Genomic DNA, 15,392 nt, shown 5'->3' on the forward strand with positions numbered 1-15,392 from the left:
GGGGGCGGTGGCATGCCGCGTGTCCGAGCGGGAGCCCTGCAAAGCGGGTGTCAGGTGCGCTGCAGGGCCTTTGGGTGGCGGATGCCCGGGTGGCCCTCGGGCAGGGCGCGGCGCAGCACCCACCAGCTCACCGCCAGGCACGCCGCCACCAGGGGCCAGGTGAGGGCGGCCTGCGCGGCGGCCAGCCACACCACGGTGCCCGCCCACCAGAGCGGGACGAAGACGAGCAGCCGCACGAGGTACTGCGCCACCCACACCCAGCTGGCGTGCTGGTACCCGCGCAGCAGGTCCGGGTCGGCGCGCCACCGGGTCTTCTGCCCCAGCACCGTGCCCACCACCACGCCCAGCAGCGGCCACCGCACGAGGATGCTCGCGGCCCAGGCCAGCGCCGAGGCCGCGTTCGTGAGCACCCGCACGCCGAAGAAGTCCGCGGCCCGGCCGGTGCGCAGCGCCACCAGCGCGCCGACGCACACGACGAGCAGGCTGACCACGGTGCCGACCGGGCGCCGGCCGGCGGCGACGCGCCATCCGGCCACGGCGGCGCCGGCCAGCACCGCGATGCCCGCGCCGAGGGGGATCGAGCGGCCGCCGGCCAGCCAGCCGGCGGCGAACCCGAGCACCGGCACGGCGGTCTCGACCGCCGAGCGCCAGCCACCCAGCAGATCGCTCAGCGACTCCTCGCGCGCCATGCCGTACCCCCGCTCCTGCAATTTGCGGAGGCAAGCCTAGCCGCGCTCAGCCGTGGCTGACCGTCAGGGCATAGAACTTCACCTTGGCGCCGTTGGTCGTGCTGTCCGACGAGGACTGGTTGTAGGAGCCTGCCTTGAAGTACATCCCGTACTGGTTGAACGACGACGGGATCGCATAGCTCGTCGTGGAGCCGTTGACGGTGAGCTTGATCGTGTTGCCGCCGGTGATGGCGATCACGTAGCTCCACTTGGTGCCGAGCGGGACGTTGCCGACCGTGTGCAGGGTCTGCCCGCCGTCCGGGGAGTTCTCGGTGCCGAGGATGATGTCGCCGTTGGGCCGGTAGTACAGCTCCAGCAGCGGCTTCGTCGACGTGCCGCCCGAGCCGAGGTGCACCTGGCCGACGCACACGTTCTGGGTCACCGACGGGATGCGCAGCGTGGCCGAGAGCTTGTGCGAGCCGGCCAGCCGCCAGTCCGCGGCGCTGCCGCTGGCGTTCATCTCGCGCAGCTCGGAGCGCGCGTAGTTGGAGTTCGGCGTGGTCACGCCCTTCTCCGGCGCCCAGAAGGTCATCGAGCCGTCGGTCTTGTCGGTGAAGAAGTACGTCGGGTTGGTGTACCCGTTGGGCCCCTTCAGCTGCGACGCCGGGATGGTGGTCGGGGCGCCGGGGCTGCCGATCGGCAGCTGCAGCTGCCAGATGGACAGGTCGAAGTTGCCGCCGGGGGCGACGGCCGGGTCGAGGCCGGCCGCGGGTGGCGTGGTGGGGGTGGTGGTGCCGCCGGGCAGCGTCCAGGACTGGTTGGCCGCGCCGGTGCAGGACCAGATCTGCAGCCGGGTGCCGTTGGCCGAGCTCTGGCCCGTGGCGTCGAGGCACTTGCCCGAGCCGGCGTTGACCAGCGTGGCGCCGTTGCTCGTCCACTGCTGGGCGGCGGTGCCGTTGCAGTCGTACAGCTGGGTCGTCGTGCCGTTGGCGGTCCCGGCGGCGGTGACGTCGAGGCACTTGCCCAGGGCCCGGACGGTGCGGTCGGCGGCGCCGACGGTCCAGCTCTGGGCGGTGGAGCCGTTGCAGTCGTACAGCTGCACGGCCGTGCCGTTGGCGCTGCTGGCCCCGGCGACGTCGACGCACTTGCCGCCGAGCCCGGTGATCGGCCCGGCGGTCGCGGCGGTGGCGGCCGTGATGCCGAGGACGCCGAGCGCCCCGGCCACGGCCGTGGCGGTGAAGAGGATGAGGAGCTTGGCGCGGCGGTTCATGGGCGGCTTCCTCCGATTGGGCAGAGTGGCTGCCAATAAACGCCTTCATCGATGTCTTGTCAACCCGCCCGGGAGGTTGTTACGAAACTTGCACTAAGTGCCGATCAGGCGCGGGGCAGGGTGTCGGGATCGATGAGCGCCTCCGCCTCCTCGCCCCCGATGTCCTGGCGCAGCTGGTCGAGGCGGCCCAGCAGGGACACCGAGTCGAGCGCGGCGAGCGCGGTCGGGAACACGCGGTGCACCCGATCGACGGCGGCGATGAGCGCCGCGCGCAGCGACTGGTCGTCCGGCTCGCCCCCGTCGAGCCGCTCCTCCAGGAGCCTGGCGAGGGTGGTCAGCAGCGCCCGGAGGGTCTCGCGCTCCAGGGCCGGCGGCTGCCCGGCCCGGTCGTAGAGCCGGTCGGTGGCCAGCGAGATGGCCCGCACCTGCAGCGTGACCCGCATCAGCCACAGCTGCCGGCGCTGGGCGTGCACGATGTCGCGCCGCAGCCCCTTGGCGAACAGGTTGAGCAGCGTGATCTCCTCGACCCCGGCGACGGCCGCCGAGGCCTCCGCGGTGACGTCGTTGAGCCGCCGCGACTCGGCGATCCAGCCGTGGCGCTGGTCCGCCTCGAGCGGCTGCGTCCGGGCGCCCAGCTCGTCGGCGATCGCGCGCAGCACCTCCGCGCAGGCCCGCCCCCAGGTGTCGAGGGTGGCGTGGATGTGCTTGATGCGGGGCGGCTCGGGCACGACGACGGCGATGGCGAGCCCGACGGCCGAGCCGATGGCGACGTCGATGAAGCGCCATTGGCCGTACCCCCGGGCCACCGGCGCCAGCAGCAGCACCGCGAGCGTGGCGATGGTGACCTGGTTGCGCGCCAGGGGAGTGTTGGTCACCTGCCGGGCCACGACGAGCGCGGCGAACGTCCCGAGCCCCAGCGACCACCAGCTCAGCCCGAGCACGAGCGTCCAGGCGCTGGCCAGGACCGTGCCGACGAGGTTGGCGAACAGCAGCTGCACCCCGGTGGCGATCGACCCGTACACACTGGCCTGCAGCGTCAGCACCGCCACGATCGGCGCGAACAGCACCGCCACGTTCTCCCCGAGCTGCCGGGCGAGCACCCACGCCAAGGTCGCCGCCACGGTGGTCTTGACCACCGTCAGCCAGCTGGGGCGGCTCTTGGGCACGCGGGCGAGCAGCTCTCCGAGCGGCTCGGTCACCACGGCGTGCGGTCTGCGCGGCACCCCTCGATCATCTCAAACCGCGGTCCCCACCTGGACAGACTCACCCTCACGACGTGACCCGCGTCGCCCCGCCGCCGTCCGTCCGCGCGACCCCCTGCGCATCGACGCGGTACGATCACGCATGTGGCTGATTCGCGGCGCGCTCGCCGGAGTGCTGGTGGCCGGCCTGCTCGCCGGCTGCGGACGTGGTGGTAGCGCTCCGGCCGAAGGACCGGCGCCGGCCTCGCCCGCGGCCGTCACCGAGCGGACGCTGGCCCTGACCGGCGGGGCCGACCGGCCGCTGCCCACGCTGGTCGTGCAGCCGACGTCCGAGGGGCGGCACCCGGTCGTGGTGTTCAGCCACGGGTACACCCGGATCCCGGACGACTACCTGCCGCTGCTCAGGACCTGGGCGGGCGCCGGCTTCATCGTCGTCGCGCCGACCTTCCCGCACTCGGCGCGTGGCCAGCAGCAGCTCGACGACCACGACATCGTCCACCAGCCGGGCGACAACGCGGCCGTGCTGACCGCCGTGCTGGCGCTCGACACCACGCCGGGCGACCCCCTCGCCGGCCACATCGACCGGGACCGGATCGCCGCGGCCGGGCACTCGCTCGGCGGCATGACGACGGTCGGCATGTTCACCAAGCACCGCGACGAGCGGCTCAAGGCCGGTGTCGTCCTCGCCGGCGGCCAGTGGCCCTTCGGGGTCGGTTACACCGGGCCGCCGGCGCCGATCCTGTTCGTGCACGGGCGCGCGGACGATGTGGTGAAGTTCGAGGGCGCCACCGAGGCGTACGACCCCTTGCCCTGGCCCAAGGCGCTGATGGAGCTGCCGGACGGCGACCACCTGCAGCCGTACCTCGGCCCGGGCACGGACTTCGACGCGGTGGCGACGGCGACGACGGACTTCCTGCGCTGGGCCCTGCTCGGCGACGAGACGGCCCGGTCGCGGCTGGCCGCCGACGCGGGCCGGGCCGGCAAGGTCGAGGACCGCCTGTCCGGCGCCGGGAAGGGCTGAGTTCGCCGACGCACGTTCCGCCCTTGCGGTGACCGTCCGCATCTCCTCGACCGCCGCAAAGGTGGGCGATTCGTACGCCACGTGCGTGACCGTGACCTGCGCTGTGCCACAACAGAAGTTTGTGCTCGGTGGACCGTTGACATCGACGGCTCGAACCCGCCAAACTTCGGGCCAAGAGGTTGGACCTCCAGTCCTCCATCATCTGGGGAGGGATCGTGGCACGGTACCGCCCGATCGCAAGCGCGGCTGCGGAGCAGCTTCGCCAGGTCATCAGTCGTGACTTTCCGCCCGGAAGTCAGCTTCCGAACGAGAAGGATCTGGCCGGTCGGCTCGGCGTCAGCCGCAACACGGTGCGTGAGGCATTGGCTCAGCTGGTGCTCGACGGGCTCGTCGAGCGCCGGTGGGGCGTTGGGACGATCGTGCGAGAGCCCGGTTCGCAGGTTTCGCTGAGCCTTCTCGCGATCAAGCCGATTCGCGACGCGATCGCGGACGCCGGCCGGACGCCGCTGCTGGCCCATGCCGCCGCGGTGCCCGCACTGCCGCCGTCGGAGATCGGCACGGCGCTTCGGCTCGGCCCGGAGGAGAAGGCGTGGTGCGTCGAACGCCTCTTCTGCATCGACGACACGCCGGCCATCCTGCTGCGCGACTACGCGCCGATGGTCCTGCGCAATCGGCAGATCGACCTGGTGCCGCTGTGCGAGCTCAACGTCACGATCATTGAGCTGCTCGGCGAGCAGGCGGGCATCACCGTTGACCGCATGGAGGGTGTGCTCGACGCGGTCGCTGCCAACGGTGACCTCGCCGATCTGTTCCGCGTGCAGCAAGGGCAGCCGCTGGTGCGCGTCCACCAGCAGTCGCTGCTGCCCAGTGGCGACGTTGTGATCTACACGGTGGCGCACTACCTGGCCGAACAGGTGCGCCTGAGTTTCGCCCGAACCTGACCTGCTCGCGGCGCGCCGGGCTTTTGGCGTGCTTTTGCGTGCCCAACCACGCCGGGCTCTTGCGTGCTTTGCGTGCCCAACTACGCCGGGCTTGTTGCGTGCCCAACCAACACGTCGAAGGAGACCTCCGTGCCCTTACGAAACCGCCGCAATCGTTCCTTATGCGCCGCTCTTGTCGCGGCGACCGCCATGCTGCTGGCCGCGTGCTCGAGTTCGGGCGGCGACCCCGCAGGGCCGGGAGCGCCCGGGCCGGACAACAATGCGGCGGCCAATGTGCGCATCACGACCGACAGCTTTGTGATCGGGCTGCCGATGTGGGTGGCGATGGATCAGGGGTACTTCGCGAAGCAGCACATCACCGTGACGCCGGAGACCTATCAGACCGGCGTTGATGGCATCAAGGCGGTGATCGCCGGCCAGGCCGACATTGCTCCGGCGCTCGATTTCGGCATGCTGTCCGCGCTGTCGCCCGGCCTGAAGGTCGTCGGAGCAATTGCCTCGCCCAAGGCCGGATTCAATCAGCTCGCGGCGCGCAAGCCGATCACCTCGCCGAGCGAGCTCGCCGGCAAGAAGATCGGCTTCGTCACGGGCACCGCGGAGGAGAACATCACCCGCGAGTACGTGAAGAACCAGCACCTGACGGACGTGCAGCTGATCGCTCTGCCTGGGCTGTTCGAGCTGGTCGGCGCGCTGAAGTCGGGCCATGTCGACGCCGGATTTGTCTGGGCCGACGGCGTGGCACAGGTGAAGGCGGACAAGAACCTGTCGGTGATCGCGGACGACAGCTCGGTGATCGGAACAGGCGCGCAAGGCATCTATCTCGTGGCCAAGGCGAGCTGGGTCGCTGAACACCAGGACATTCTGCAGCGAGTGCTCACCGCCTATCGCGATGCCATCAACTACACCATCGCGAATCCCGGCCAGGCGGCCGCCATCGATGCGAAGGCTGTCAAGGCGCAGGTGTCGGCCATCGAGCCCGTGGTTGCTGTGGAAGCGTTTTCGTTCAAGTTCACCCCGAATCAGGTGGCCTGGTTGGAGCAGGAGCGGACGTTCCTGGCGTCCAAGGGCACCAGCAACGCAACGGGCGAGCTCAAGTCCTACTTCGACCTGCGTGCGATGGAGGCCGTCGAGCCCGGCAGTGTCACCGCGTGGTCGAGCTGAGCGGCGCTCGAGCCATGACGGACGCTCACACATCGGCCGACGGTTCGATCAGATTCCGTGACGTCGGCATCAATTTCACCCCGAAACAGCGAGGGGAGTGGGTGCTGCGCCACCTCGACCTCGAGATAGGCGACAACGAGTTCTTCGTGATCGTCGGGCCGAGCGGATGCGGGAAGTCGACACTCCTGCGAGTGCTGGCGGGTATCGCAAAGCCGACCGAGGGATATGCGCAGACCGGTCGTGGAGTTGTCGATGGGCCAGGGCCGGACCGGGCAATGGTGTTCCAGAGCGTGGACACCCCACTCATGGAGTGGCTCAACGTACGCCGCAATGTCGAGTACGGGCTTCGGATGCAGGGTGTGCCCCGCAGTGCCCGCTCGGCGACCGTGGATCAGTATCTGCGGAAGGTCGGTCTGCATCGTGCGGCGAGCAAGTATCCGCATCAGCTGTCCGGCGGCATGAAGCAGCGGGTGCAGATCGCACGCGTGCTCGCGTCGAACCCGAGTGTTCTGCTCATGGACGAGCCGTTCGCGGCGCTGGACGCACAGACCCGTCGGTTGCTGCAGCGGGAGCTGGTCAGTCTCTGGCAGGACGAGCCGCGCACGGTCATCTACGTGACACACGATATTCGTGAGGCTGTGCTGCTCGGGACCAAGGTTGCTGTGATGACGGCGCCGCCGCAGTCGACGATCAGAACGACCTATGAGATCGCCATGCCGTATCCGCGGGACGAGTTCGCGCCGGAGTTCGTGGAGCTGGCCAGCAAAGTCGAAGCGGACATCGAGGAGGAGGTGAGCAAACTATGGGCCGGCGATGGCTTCGAGTCGCAATCTCGATCCTAGCGGTGGCGGCATTCATCGGCGTCTGGACCCTGGGTTCCGTGGGCGCTGACCCGACGCTGCTACCGACCCCCGCCCAGACGCTGCGCGCGACCGGCGAGCTGTGGGACGACGGAACGTTGTGGTCGGCCGTAGGCGTGTCGATTCGGCGGATCCTGCTCGGCTGGCTGCTGGGCTGCGCGATCGCGCTCCCGCTCGGCGTCATCGCGGGCATTTCCCCTTATGGGCGTGCGGCCATCGATCCCTTCGTGCACTTCTTTCGGTTCATTCCCGCGATCGCGCTCACGTCCCTGTTCATTCTCTGGTTCGGCATCGGCGAAGTCTCGAAGGTCTACCTCGTCGCCTACGCCGCCGGGTTCACGGTGGTCGTCAACACCGCTGCCGGCGTGGGCGCGGTGTCCCCGGACAAGATCAGTGCGGCTCGGTGTGTCGGCGCGAGCCGGCTCGCGACCGTGCTGACCGTGTCGATCCCGGCGAGCGTTCCGTACATGTTCACCGGTATGCGGCTCGCGTTGGCGAATGCCTTCCTGGTGATCGTCGCAGCGGAGGCGCTCGCCACCCAGAGTGGTCTCGGCTACCTCATCTGGAATGCGCGAATCTACTTCCGGACGGACGCGATCTTCGTCGGAATCCTCTTCCTGGGCATCCTCGGGTTCGTCTTCGACCGGCTGTGGAAGCTCGTCGGGAGCACCCTGCTACGCCGCTACATGACGACTGCCGGGAACTACTAGGGCGGCCGGGACGCGCGGCCGCTCGATGATTGAGGGAGTTCAGGAGCCCATATCGTTATGCCTACACCGACGCGCAAGTCCGCGACGCCCCCCAATGTCCTGCTCGTCATCGTCGATCAACTTGCCGCCAAGTGGCTTGAAGCAGCGTTCGACGGGGCGGCCCCGCTGCCGAACCTGGAGTGGCTCCGGGACTCCGGGACGATGTTCCGCAACGCGTTCACGCCGAATCCGGTCTGCAGCCCGGCACGAGCGTCCCTGGCCACCGGCTTGCCGTCGTCAGCACACGGTGTGGTCGAGTGTGGGTATCGTCTCGATCCAGCGATACCCACCTTCATGCGCGAACTGCAACGCGCCGGGTGGAAAACGAGCCTGCACGGCAAACTCCACGTTCAACCGAACTTGGAGAGCTTCTACCCTGACTACCGTCAATACGGGTTCGACCACACCGATGTGACGGAGGACGGACGCGTCGGACCGTGGCTGGACTGGGTCCGCACCACGCACCCGATGCATTACCCGGCGGCGCTGGCCACGGTCTGGATGACCATGCACCCGGCCCTGCGGTCGGAACAGTACTCCGGGCTGCGCGAAGACATCGAGAAGGCGCAGCGCGCCCGGCGGTGGGCCTCCGACGAGCGGCCGCTGGACACGGCTGAGAGTTACGCTCTGCCGTTTCCGGCGGAAATATCCCAGTCGGCGTGGATCACCGATCGAGCCGTCGACCGCATTACCGCCCACTCGGGTAGCGAGCCGGTGTTCGCGCAGGTTGGGTACGTCCAGCCGCACAACCCGTTCTGCGCTCCTGAAGAGCTCCTGCCGTTCGTCAACGAGGCGGCCATCCCCGCGCCGGTACCCGCCGAGTGGGCCAGCGACCCGAACGCTCCGACCATCTTCTCGTCGGCGAAGCGAGGTCCGTGCGCCACCTACGACGAGGTCGGCCGCAACGCACGCCAGATCTACTTCGCGGACCTGATCCATCTCGACCAGCAGTTCGGTCGCCTTCGACAAGCGCTGACCGACTCGGGCAGGCTGCACGACACGTATCTGATCTTCACCAGCGACCATGGAGAGCTGCTCTACGACCACGGGCTCCTCGGCAAGTGGAACCGGCACTACGACGCGTGCATCCGGGTCCCGCTGCTCATCGCCGGTCCGGGCATTGCCGCCGGAGCCGTCGAGGACAGCCTCGTCGAGCTGACGGATCTCGCTCCGACCATCCTGGATCTCTGCGGCGTCGCAGAGCCGGGACTGCCGAGGTTCGAGGCCGCCGACGCCTCCGTCAGGTGGGACCTGCGCGCACTGCACGGCCGAAGTCTCGGCCGGATCGGCTCGGTAGAGCATCCCGCGCCAAGGCGGGACTCGATCCTGATCGAGAGCTACGGAACGCATTGGAACGGCGACGCTGATGGCTTCGCTCGTACGCTGCGCACCGCCCGATACCGGTACACCGTCTACGGCGACGGCAGCGAACAGCTCTTCGACCTCCAGGTCGACCCCGACGAGCAGGACAACCTCGTCGGCCGGGCCGGCACCGAATCGCTGCGGACGGGCCTGAGTCGCCAGCTGCTCCAAGCGCTGATCACGAGGGACAGCCCGCCGCCTGGTGCTGGCCTGTATGCCCGGCAGGGCTGGTAACGCCAAATCTCGTCGAAGGAGAGTAGCCCCGCGTGCAGGACCTGACCGCCACCGATGTGATCGCCACCAAACGCGACGGCGGAGCACTGAGCGATGCCCAGATCGACTGGGCCATCGACGCCTACACCAACGGCATCGTTGCGGAAGAACAGATGGCGGCGCTGCTGATGGCGATCTACCTCAACGGCATGAGCCCACGAGAGATCGCGCAGTGGACCCGCGCCATGATCAACTCCGGTCGGCGCGTCGACCTGTCGCGGCTGCCGAGACCCACCGTGGACAAACACTCGACCGGCGGCGTCGGCGACAAGATCTCCCTGATCCTCGTGCCGCTCGTGGCCGCGTGCGGCGCCATCGTCCCGCAGATGGCAGGCCGCGGCCTCGGCCACACCGGCGGCACGCTCGACAAGATGGAGTCGATCCCCGGATGGCGCGCCGATCTGGGCGTCGAGCAGTTCGTGCGGCAGCTCGACGGCGTCGGCGGCGTCATCTGCGCGGCGTCGGAAGACCTTGCGCCCGCTGATCGCGCCCTGTACGCGCTGCGCGATGCCACCGCGACCGTGGCATCCATCCCGATGATCTCCGCGTCGATCATGAGCAAGAAGATCGCCGCGGGCCCGCGCAACCTGGTGCTGGACGTGAAGGTGGGCACCGGTGCCTTCATGACAGAGGTCGGGGCCGCTGCCGAGCTTGCGCACACCATGATCGACCTCGGCGCAGCGCACGGCGTCCGGGTCTCCGCCTTGTTGACGGACATGTCCACCCCGCTCGGTCACGCCGTTGGCAATGCTGTCGAAGTGTCCGAGGCGCTCGACGTCCTCGCCGGGGGCGGCCCGGCGGACGTCGTGTCGCTCACCCTGGCGCTGGCCGACGAGATGCTGCGCCTGGCCCGCGTCGACGCCGATCCGGCCGCGGTCTTGGCGTCGGGCAAGGCGATGGACACCTGGCGGGCCATGGTCCTCGCCCAGGGCGGTGACCCAGACGCCGCACTGCCCGCGCCGCGCCATGTCGAACGCGTCACGGCAGCAACGGACGGCCGGGTCGGCACGCTCGACGCGATGCAGGTCGCCCGTGCCGCATGGCGACTCGGGAGCGGCCGGGCTCGCAAGGAGGACGCCGTTCAGGCGGCCGCCGGAGTCATCTGCCTGGCCAAACCCGGCGACCCGGTCACGCGCGGCACGCCACTGTTCGAACTGCGTACCGACACGCCCGACCGCCTCGACGCGGCGATGCGGGACCTCGCGACCGCAGTCACCATCGCCCCGGCCGGCGAACCGAGCCACGCCGGCCGTGAGCTCGTCCTCGCAACCATTCGTCACGACGAACCGACGCGATAGGCATCGGAGCACGCATGGGCGTGGTACGCGCAGCGGTCACCCAGGTCGCCTGTGCCACTCCGGCAATGATCTCTTGTGGAGGTTGATCAGTGAGTACAACACCGCCGAACGTGCCCGGGATCGACTGGGCATCGCTGCGAGCTGCTGCCGTAGCGGTCATGGCCAGGGCCTATTCTCCCTATACGAACTTCCCCGTCGGCGCGGCCGCGCTCGTCGACGACGGACGGGTCGTCGTCGGCTGCAATGTAGCCAACGCCTCCTACGGACTGGGCTTGTGCGCGGAGTGCGGTCTGGTCTCGGCGTTGCACGCCTCCGGCGGCGGCCGACTGGTGGCGTTCGTGTGTGTCGATGGCGAGGGCGAACTGCTCATGCCGTGTGGGCGTTGCCGGCAACTGCTCTGGGAGCACGGAGGCGCACAGCTCCTCGTCGCGACTCCGGACGGGCCCCAGCCGATGACGGCGATTCTCCCGTGGGCCTTCGACGCGACGCGTCTTCGCGTGCCGGCCGAAGCACCACACGAGCACGGGTAATCAATCCGTTCAGCTGCCGGCCGTTCGTTCCCCGTCCGGGTCCTCCAGGGCCTCGACCCGGACGGGGAGTTGTCCCGCCGTCTGCACACGGGCAGGGTCGCCGCCAGATTCCGTGTCTCGCGCGGACAACGTCACGCCTACTCGGTGACGTCGATGGCGCAGCGAAAGCCGGTGTGGCCGGTCGAGGAGTCCGGGCTGTTGTGCGTCCGGGCCGCGACCCGGTAGCGGTTGCAGTAGGAGACGTGGCACAGATACGAGCCGCCGCGCACGACGTGATCGGCGCCGTCCTCGGGACCCTGCGGGTCGATGCGGGTGGCGGCGCTCTCAGCGCGGTGCCAGGTGGTGCTCCAACGGTCGGCGCACCACTCCCAGACGTTGCCGGCCATGTTGTACAGGCCGTATCCGTTGGGGGCGAGGCTGTCGACGGGCGCCGTGCCGACATCGTCGAGATCGCCGCGTCCGTAGCCGGGAAACGCGCCTTGCCAGATGTTGCAGCGCCGCCGCCCTCGTGGCGCCAGATCGTCCCCCCAGGGGTAGGTCGCGCCGGCCAGGCCGCCGCGCGCGGCGATCTCCCATTCGGCCTCGGTCGGCAACCGGCCGCCGGCCCAGGCAGCGTATGCGACGGCATCGTGCCAGGAGACGTGCACGACCGGGTGGTTCGCCAGCGAACCGTTGCTCGAGCCCCGGCCCCGTGGGTGGCGCCAGTCGGCACCGCGAACGCCGCGCCACCACGGGGCCTCAGCAACCCGCGCGTCGATCACGTCAGCCTGGGCCTCCCGGGTCACCAGCGACCAGAACACATAGGACCACCCGTAGCGCTCGGCGTCGGTCACATGACCGGTCGCCTTGACGAACGCGGCGAATTGCCGATTGGTCACGGCAAACCGTCCGATGCCGTAGCCGTAGACCGTGACCTCGCGCGCCGGCCCCTCGCCGTCGCCAGGGTTCGCGTCGGGATCGTCGCCGCCGATCAGATAACGCCCGCCGGACACGGTTACCGCGTCGCGGAGGCTGGCAGGGCGGCGGGACGCGTGACTGGACCCCGCCGGCGGGCGGGCGGCCGCCGGCTCGTGCACGTCGTCCGGCGCGGGCGGCCGGGCCGGGCCGCAGCAGCTGACACCGGGGGACGTCATCGGCCGACCGTCGGCGTAGCCGCTCATCGAGGGCCCCCATTTCGACTCGCCGGATAGGCGCTGCTGACGTGCAGTGGTTGGAGGTCCAACCTATCGCGTCGTCATCCCTCGCTCAAGCTCGCGGGACAGGGTCGCTACGGTGCTTCGACGACGAGAATGGCCCGCTCGGGGCATGCGGCTGCCGCGTCTTCGGCGTCCTGGCGAAGGTCGGGAGGGATCTCGTCAACCAGCGCGACGGCGATGCCGTCCTCGCGGAGATCGAAGAGCTGGGACCAGCCGAAGAAGCACAAGCCGTGTCCTTTACAGGCGACCTCGTCGATGCGCAGCTGAGCCATTCCTGCCTCCAAGTGTTCTCGATGCAACGACATTCAGGCCGCACGCTGAGCGCTCACCTGAACAGCCTCGTAGCCCCAGATGACGAATGCGTTCGTGCGCTTCGGCTCGCTCACCAGCCGCAAGTCGGGGCACAGCTCGCGGATCAGGCTGAAGCTCGCCTCGAGCTCGATGCGCGCCAACGGTGCGCCGAGGCACGCGTGGACACCGCCGCCGAAGTTCACGTGGCGGGATGCGTTGGCCCGGCCGATGTCGAGCCGTTCGGGATGATCGAAGACTCGTGGATCGCGGTTCGCCGCGCCGTAGAGCATCGCGACCTTGGCGCCGAACGGGATGGCCACGCCGCCGATGGTGATGTCCTCGGCAAGGGCCCAGCGCTCGAACATCTGCAACGGCGGGTTCCAACGGATGAGCTCCTCGATCGCCTGGCGCGGCTCAACCTCGCCGGCCAGGAGCCGCTGCCACTGGTCGGGGTGCGTCAGCAGCGCGGCGATCCCATTGCCGGTCGTGTTGACCGTCGCCTCGTGGCCGGCGTTGAGCAGGACGATGACCGTCGAGATGATCTCAGCCTCGCTGAGCGTGTCGTCCTCGTCGTGGACCGACACGAGGGCCGAGATCAGGCCGTCGCGTGGGCTTCTGCGCGTGTCGGCGATGAGCTCACGTATGCACGCCACGAAGTCCCGCGCCGCCCGATCGGCCTCGGCAGCGTGCTGCTCGCTGGTGTCGACCTCGTACATCCGCACCATGCTGTGGGCCCAGTCGAGGAAGAGCTGCTCGTAGCTGCGGTCGGCGCCGAGCAGCTCGCAGATGATCGATATCGAGTACGGCATGGCATAGTCGTGCAACAGGTCGAAGCTGGCGCGTTCGCGCAGCGGCGACAGCAACTCGGCGGCGCGCTGCCGCGCCGGCTGCCGGAGGTCCAGCACGCGCCGCGGGGTGAACGCCGCGGACACCAGGGAGCGAATCCGGCCGTGCGCCGGCGGTTCGAGCTCCAGCAGGCTGAAGCGCTCGGCTTCCCAGAAATTGACCCAGCGCGGGTCGCGCGGCGGCGCGGAGATCTGCTCGGGCGTGTACAGGTGGTCGAAGACGCGGCCGAGCCGCGCGTCCCGCTGGCATGCGCGGACGTCCGCATGCCGGGTCACGATCCACTTGCCGATTGCCGGCGCGTACGCCACCGGGGTGTCGCTCTCGCGGACCGCGTCGAGGATCGGGTACGGGTCGGCGAGAAACGCAGGGTCCGTCGGGTCGAATGCAACGGTCGGAGCCGTCGGCTCGGTCACGATCATCTCCTCTGGTGGCCGGCGGCGAGGCCGGGTTCGGGCGGTGAGGTCGCAGGCGCCGATGGCCGTTCCTGCAGACACTGGGTCTGGATCGTGCGGCGGGCCAGCATGGCGTCCTTGGGCGAGTTGACGGCCGTGCAGCCGATCAGCCGGCCGTCGAGCCAGTGCGTGCTGACGTGGCCTCCCTCGTCGCTGCGCTCGACGACGGTCGCGCTGCCGGGCAGCCGGCGGCCGACGAATTGCAGCTTCAGCCCGAGCTGGTCCGACCACACGTACGGCACGTGCGTGAACACCTGTCCGGGCTGACCTGTCATGGCGAAGAGCGCGGCGTTCGCCCCGGCCCGCTCGCCCTGCTCCCGCGCGGTCGTCCAATGTTCGATGCGCATGGCCTGGCCGTACAGCGGGTTGGTCCAGCGAACCGCGTCGCCGCACGCGTAGATACCGTCAGCGCCGGCGCGCAGCCGTTCGTCGGCGACGATCCCGTCCGTCAGCTCGATGCCCGAGCCGTGCAGCCAATCGGTGGCGGGCCGCACCCCGATGCCCGCGACGACCGTGTCGGCGCTCAGCTCGGTGCCGTCGTCCAGGACGGCAACGAGTGCCGCCCCCTGCCGGCGCACGGCGTGGACCGATCGGCCGCATGAGATGGCGGTGCCGGCGGCCTGGTGGCGCGCCAGGAGATAGTCGGCGGCCGGAATGCCGATCAGCGGCGCGAGCGGCGCTGGCGCGATCTCGACGACCGTGACATCGACCCCGTGGGCGCGGGCGGCGGAGGCCACCTCGAGGCCGATGAATCCCGCGCCGATGACGAGCAGCCGCCGCGCGCGGCGCAGCGCGGCGGCCAGCGCGCGCGCATCGCCCAACCCGCGCAACACATGGACCGGCGCATCGTCGACAGGGAACGGGAGGGGCCGGGGCTCCGCTCCGGGGGCCAGCACAATGGCTTGGCACGCGTACTGCGTGCCGTCGGCCAGCCGGATTCGGCGCGCGGCAACGTCCAGGCTCGTCGCGGCCACCCCGGTGCGCAGGGTTATCCCCAGTCGCCGCCAGTGCTGGGGCTCGCGCAGGCGGTACGACGTCAGCTCGGCGCTGTCCGCGGCGGCGGCCGGCGACAACGCCTGCTTGGACAGCGGTGGCCGGTCGTAGGGCTCGTGGGGCTGCGCTTCGACGAGCCACACCGGGCCCTGGTACCCCGCGCGCCGAGCGGCGTCGGCCGCCGCGACACCGGCAACCGATCCGCCGACGATCGCGATTCCGTTCCGTTCGCCAGCATCGCCGTGCCGGCTCGGTTCCGCCATGGGGGTGGTCACCTCC

Annotated in this window: 14 protein-coding genes and 1 pseudogene; 8 read left to right on the forward strand and 7 right to left on the reverse strand. The window is 69.8% G+C overall.

Going from position 1 to position 15,392, the window contains the following annotated elements; translation table 11 throughout:
• Nucleotides 1–50: 50 nt before the first annotated feature.
• From AB0M46_RS12410 to AB0M46_RS12420, 3 genes are all read right to left on the reverse strand, one after another.
• Entirely contained in the window at nucleotides 51–689 is a 639-nt protein-coding gene (locus AB0M46_RS12410; protein ID WP_363335250.1) for a DUF3159 domain-containing protein, read from the reverse strand.
• A 46-nt stretch (nucleotides 690–735) separates the two neighbouring features.
• Nucleotides 736–1,938, reverse strand: a complete 1,203-nt coding sequence (locus AB0M46_RS12415; protein WP_363335252.1) for a polysaccharide lyase family 7 protein — start codon at nucleotides 1,936–1,938, stop codon at nucleotides 736–738.
• A 104-nt stretch (nucleotides 1,939–2,042) separates the two neighbouring features.
• A complete protein-coding gene (locus AB0M46_RS12420; protein WP_363335254.1) occupies nucleotides 2,043–3,161 on the reverse strand; it encodes an aromatic acid exporter family protein in 1,119 nt (372 codons plus the stop codon).
• A gap of 121 nt (nucleotides 3,162–3,282) precedes the next feature.
• Between AB0M46_RS12420 and AB0M46_RS12425 the strand changes: the two genes are divergently transcribed.
• The 8 genes and pseudogenes from AB0M46_RS12425 to AB0M46_RS12460 form a co-directional block, all read left to right on the forward strand.
• Nucleotides 3,283–4,161, forward strand: a complete 879-nt coding sequence (locus tag AB0M46_RS12425) for a chlorophyllase (RefSeq protein WP_363335256.1) — start codon at nucleotides 3,283–3,285, stop codon at nucleotides 4,159–4,161.
• Between the two features lie 215 nt (nucleotides 4,162–4,376).
• Nucleotides 4,377–5,102, forward strand: coding sequence for a GntR family transcriptional regulator (locus tag AB0M46_RS12430; protein WP_363335258.1), 726 nt, complete (start codon nucleotides 4,377–4,379; stop codon nucleotides 5,100–5,102).
• Nucleotides 5,103–5,174: 72 nt separating this feature from the next.
• Nucleotides 5,175–6,263: an ABC transporter substrate-binding protein gene (locus AB0M46_RS12435; protein WP_363335260.1), complete on the forward strand. Its 1,089-nt coding sequence runs from the start codon at nucleotides 5,175–5,177 to the stop codon at nucleotides 6,261–6,263.
• A complete protein-coding gene (locus tag AB0M46_RS12440; protein ID WP_363335262.1) occupies nucleotides 6,251–7,105 on the forward strand; it encodes an ABC transporter ATP-binding protein in 855 nt (284 codons plus the stop codon). The genes AB0M46_RS12435 and AB0M46_RS12440 overlap by 13 nt, the downstream gene beginning before the upstream one ends.
• A 2-nt stretch (nucleotides 7,106–7,107) precedes the next feature.
• Nucleotides 7,108–7,833: an ABC transporter permease gene (locus tag AB0M46_RS12445; protein WP_363335264.1), complete on the forward strand. Its 726-nt coding sequence runs from the start codon at nucleotides 7,108–7,110 to the stop codon at nucleotides 7,831–7,833.
• Between the two features lie 57 nt (nucleotides 7,834–7,890).
• On the forward strand, nucleotides 7,891–9,468 hold the full coding sequence (locus tag AB0M46_RS12450) for a sulfatase-like hydrolase/transferase (protein ID WP_363335266.1): 1,578 nt from the start codon (nucleotides 7,891–7,893) through the stop codon (nucleotides 9,466–9,468).
• Nucleotides 9,469–9,500: 32 nt separating this feature from the next.
• Nucleotides 9,501–10,805: a thymidine phosphorylase gene (locus AB0M46_RS12455; RefSeq protein WP_363335268.1), complete on the forward strand. Its 1,305-nt coding sequence runs from the start codon at nucleotides 9,501–9,503 to the stop codon at nucleotides 10,803–10,805.
• 110 nt (nucleotides 10,806–10,915) lie between these two features.
• Nucleotides 10,916–11,287: pseudogene (locus AB0M46_RS12460) on the forward strand (cytidine deaminase); the annotation flags it as partial.
• A gap of 185 nt (nucleotides 11,288–11,472) precedes the next feature.
• Here AB0M46_RS12460 and AB0M46_RS12465 read toward each other — a convergent pair.
• The 4 genes from AB0M46_RS12465 to AB0M46_RS12480 all read right to left on the reverse strand — a co-directional run bounded on the left by AB0M46_RS12465 (nucleotide 11,473) and on the right by AB0M46_RS12480 (nucleotide 15,376).
• A complete protein-coding gene (locus AB0M46_RS12465; protein WP_363335270.1) occupies nucleotides 11,473–12,495 on the reverse strand; it encodes a formylglycine-generating enzyme family protein in 1,023 nt (340 codons plus the stop codon).
• A gap of 107 nt (nucleotides 12,496–12,602) precedes the next feature.
• The gene (locus AB0M46_RS12470; RefSeq protein WP_363335271.1) at nucleotides 12,603–12,803 is read right to left on the reverse strand and encodes a ferredoxin; all 201 of its coding nucleotides are present in this window, start codon (nucleotides 12,801–12,803) and stop codon (nucleotides 12,603–12,605) included.
• Between the two features lie 33 nt (nucleotides 12,804–12,836).
• Entirely contained in the window at nucleotides 12,837–14,081 is a 1,245-nt protein-coding gene (locus AB0M46_RS12475; protein ID WP_363335273.1) for a cytochrome P450, read from the reverse strand.
• Nucleotides 14,082–14,083: 2 nt separating this feature from the next.
• Nucleotides 14,084–15,376, reverse strand: coding sequence for an FAD-dependent oxidoreductase (locus AB0M46_RS12480; RefSeq protein WP_363335275.1), 1,293 nt, complete (start codon nucleotides 15,374–15,376; stop codon nucleotides 14,084–14,086).
• Nucleotides 15,377–15,392 lie beyond the last annotated feature (16 nt).

It is taken from the genome of Dactylosporangium sp. NPDC051485 (assembly GCF_040682015.1).
Taxonomy (GTDB): domain Bacteria; phylum Actinomycetota; class Actinomycetes; order Mycobacteriales; family Micromonosporaceae; genus Dactylosporangium.

Excerpts from the sequence above, each read along its gene's own strand:
- AB0M46_RS12415 (WP_363335252.1), bottom strand. The coding sequence starts at position 1,938 with ATGAACCGCCGCGCCAAGCTCCTCATCCTCTTCACCGCCACGGCCGTG.
- AB0M46_RS12450 (WP_363335266.1), top strand. The coding sequence starts at position 7,891 with ATGCCTACACCGACGCGCAAGTCCGCGACGCCCCCCAATGTCCTGCTC.
- AB0M46_RS12480 (WP_363335275.1), bottom strand. The coding sequence starts at position 15,376 with ATGGCGGAACCGAGCCGGCACGGCGATGCTGGCGAACGGAACGGAATC.
- AB0M46_RS12465 (WP_363335270.1), bottom strand. The coding sequence starts at position 12,495 with ATGAGCGGCTACGCCGACGGTCGGCCGATGACGTCCCCCGGTGTCAGC.
- AB0M46_RS12410 (WP_363335250.1), bottom strand. The coding sequence starts at position 689 with ATGGCGCGCGAGGAGTCGCTGAGCGATCTGCTGGGTGGCTGGCGCTCG.
- AB0M46_RS12425 (WP_363335256.1), top strand. The coding sequence starts at position 3,283 with ATGTGGCTGATTCGCGGCGCGCTCGCCGGAGTGCTGGTGGCCGGCCTG.
- AB0M46_RS12470 (WP_363335271.1), bottom strand. The coding sequence starts at position 12,803 with ATGGCTCAGCTGCGCATCGACGAGGTCGCCTGTAAAGGACACGGCTTG.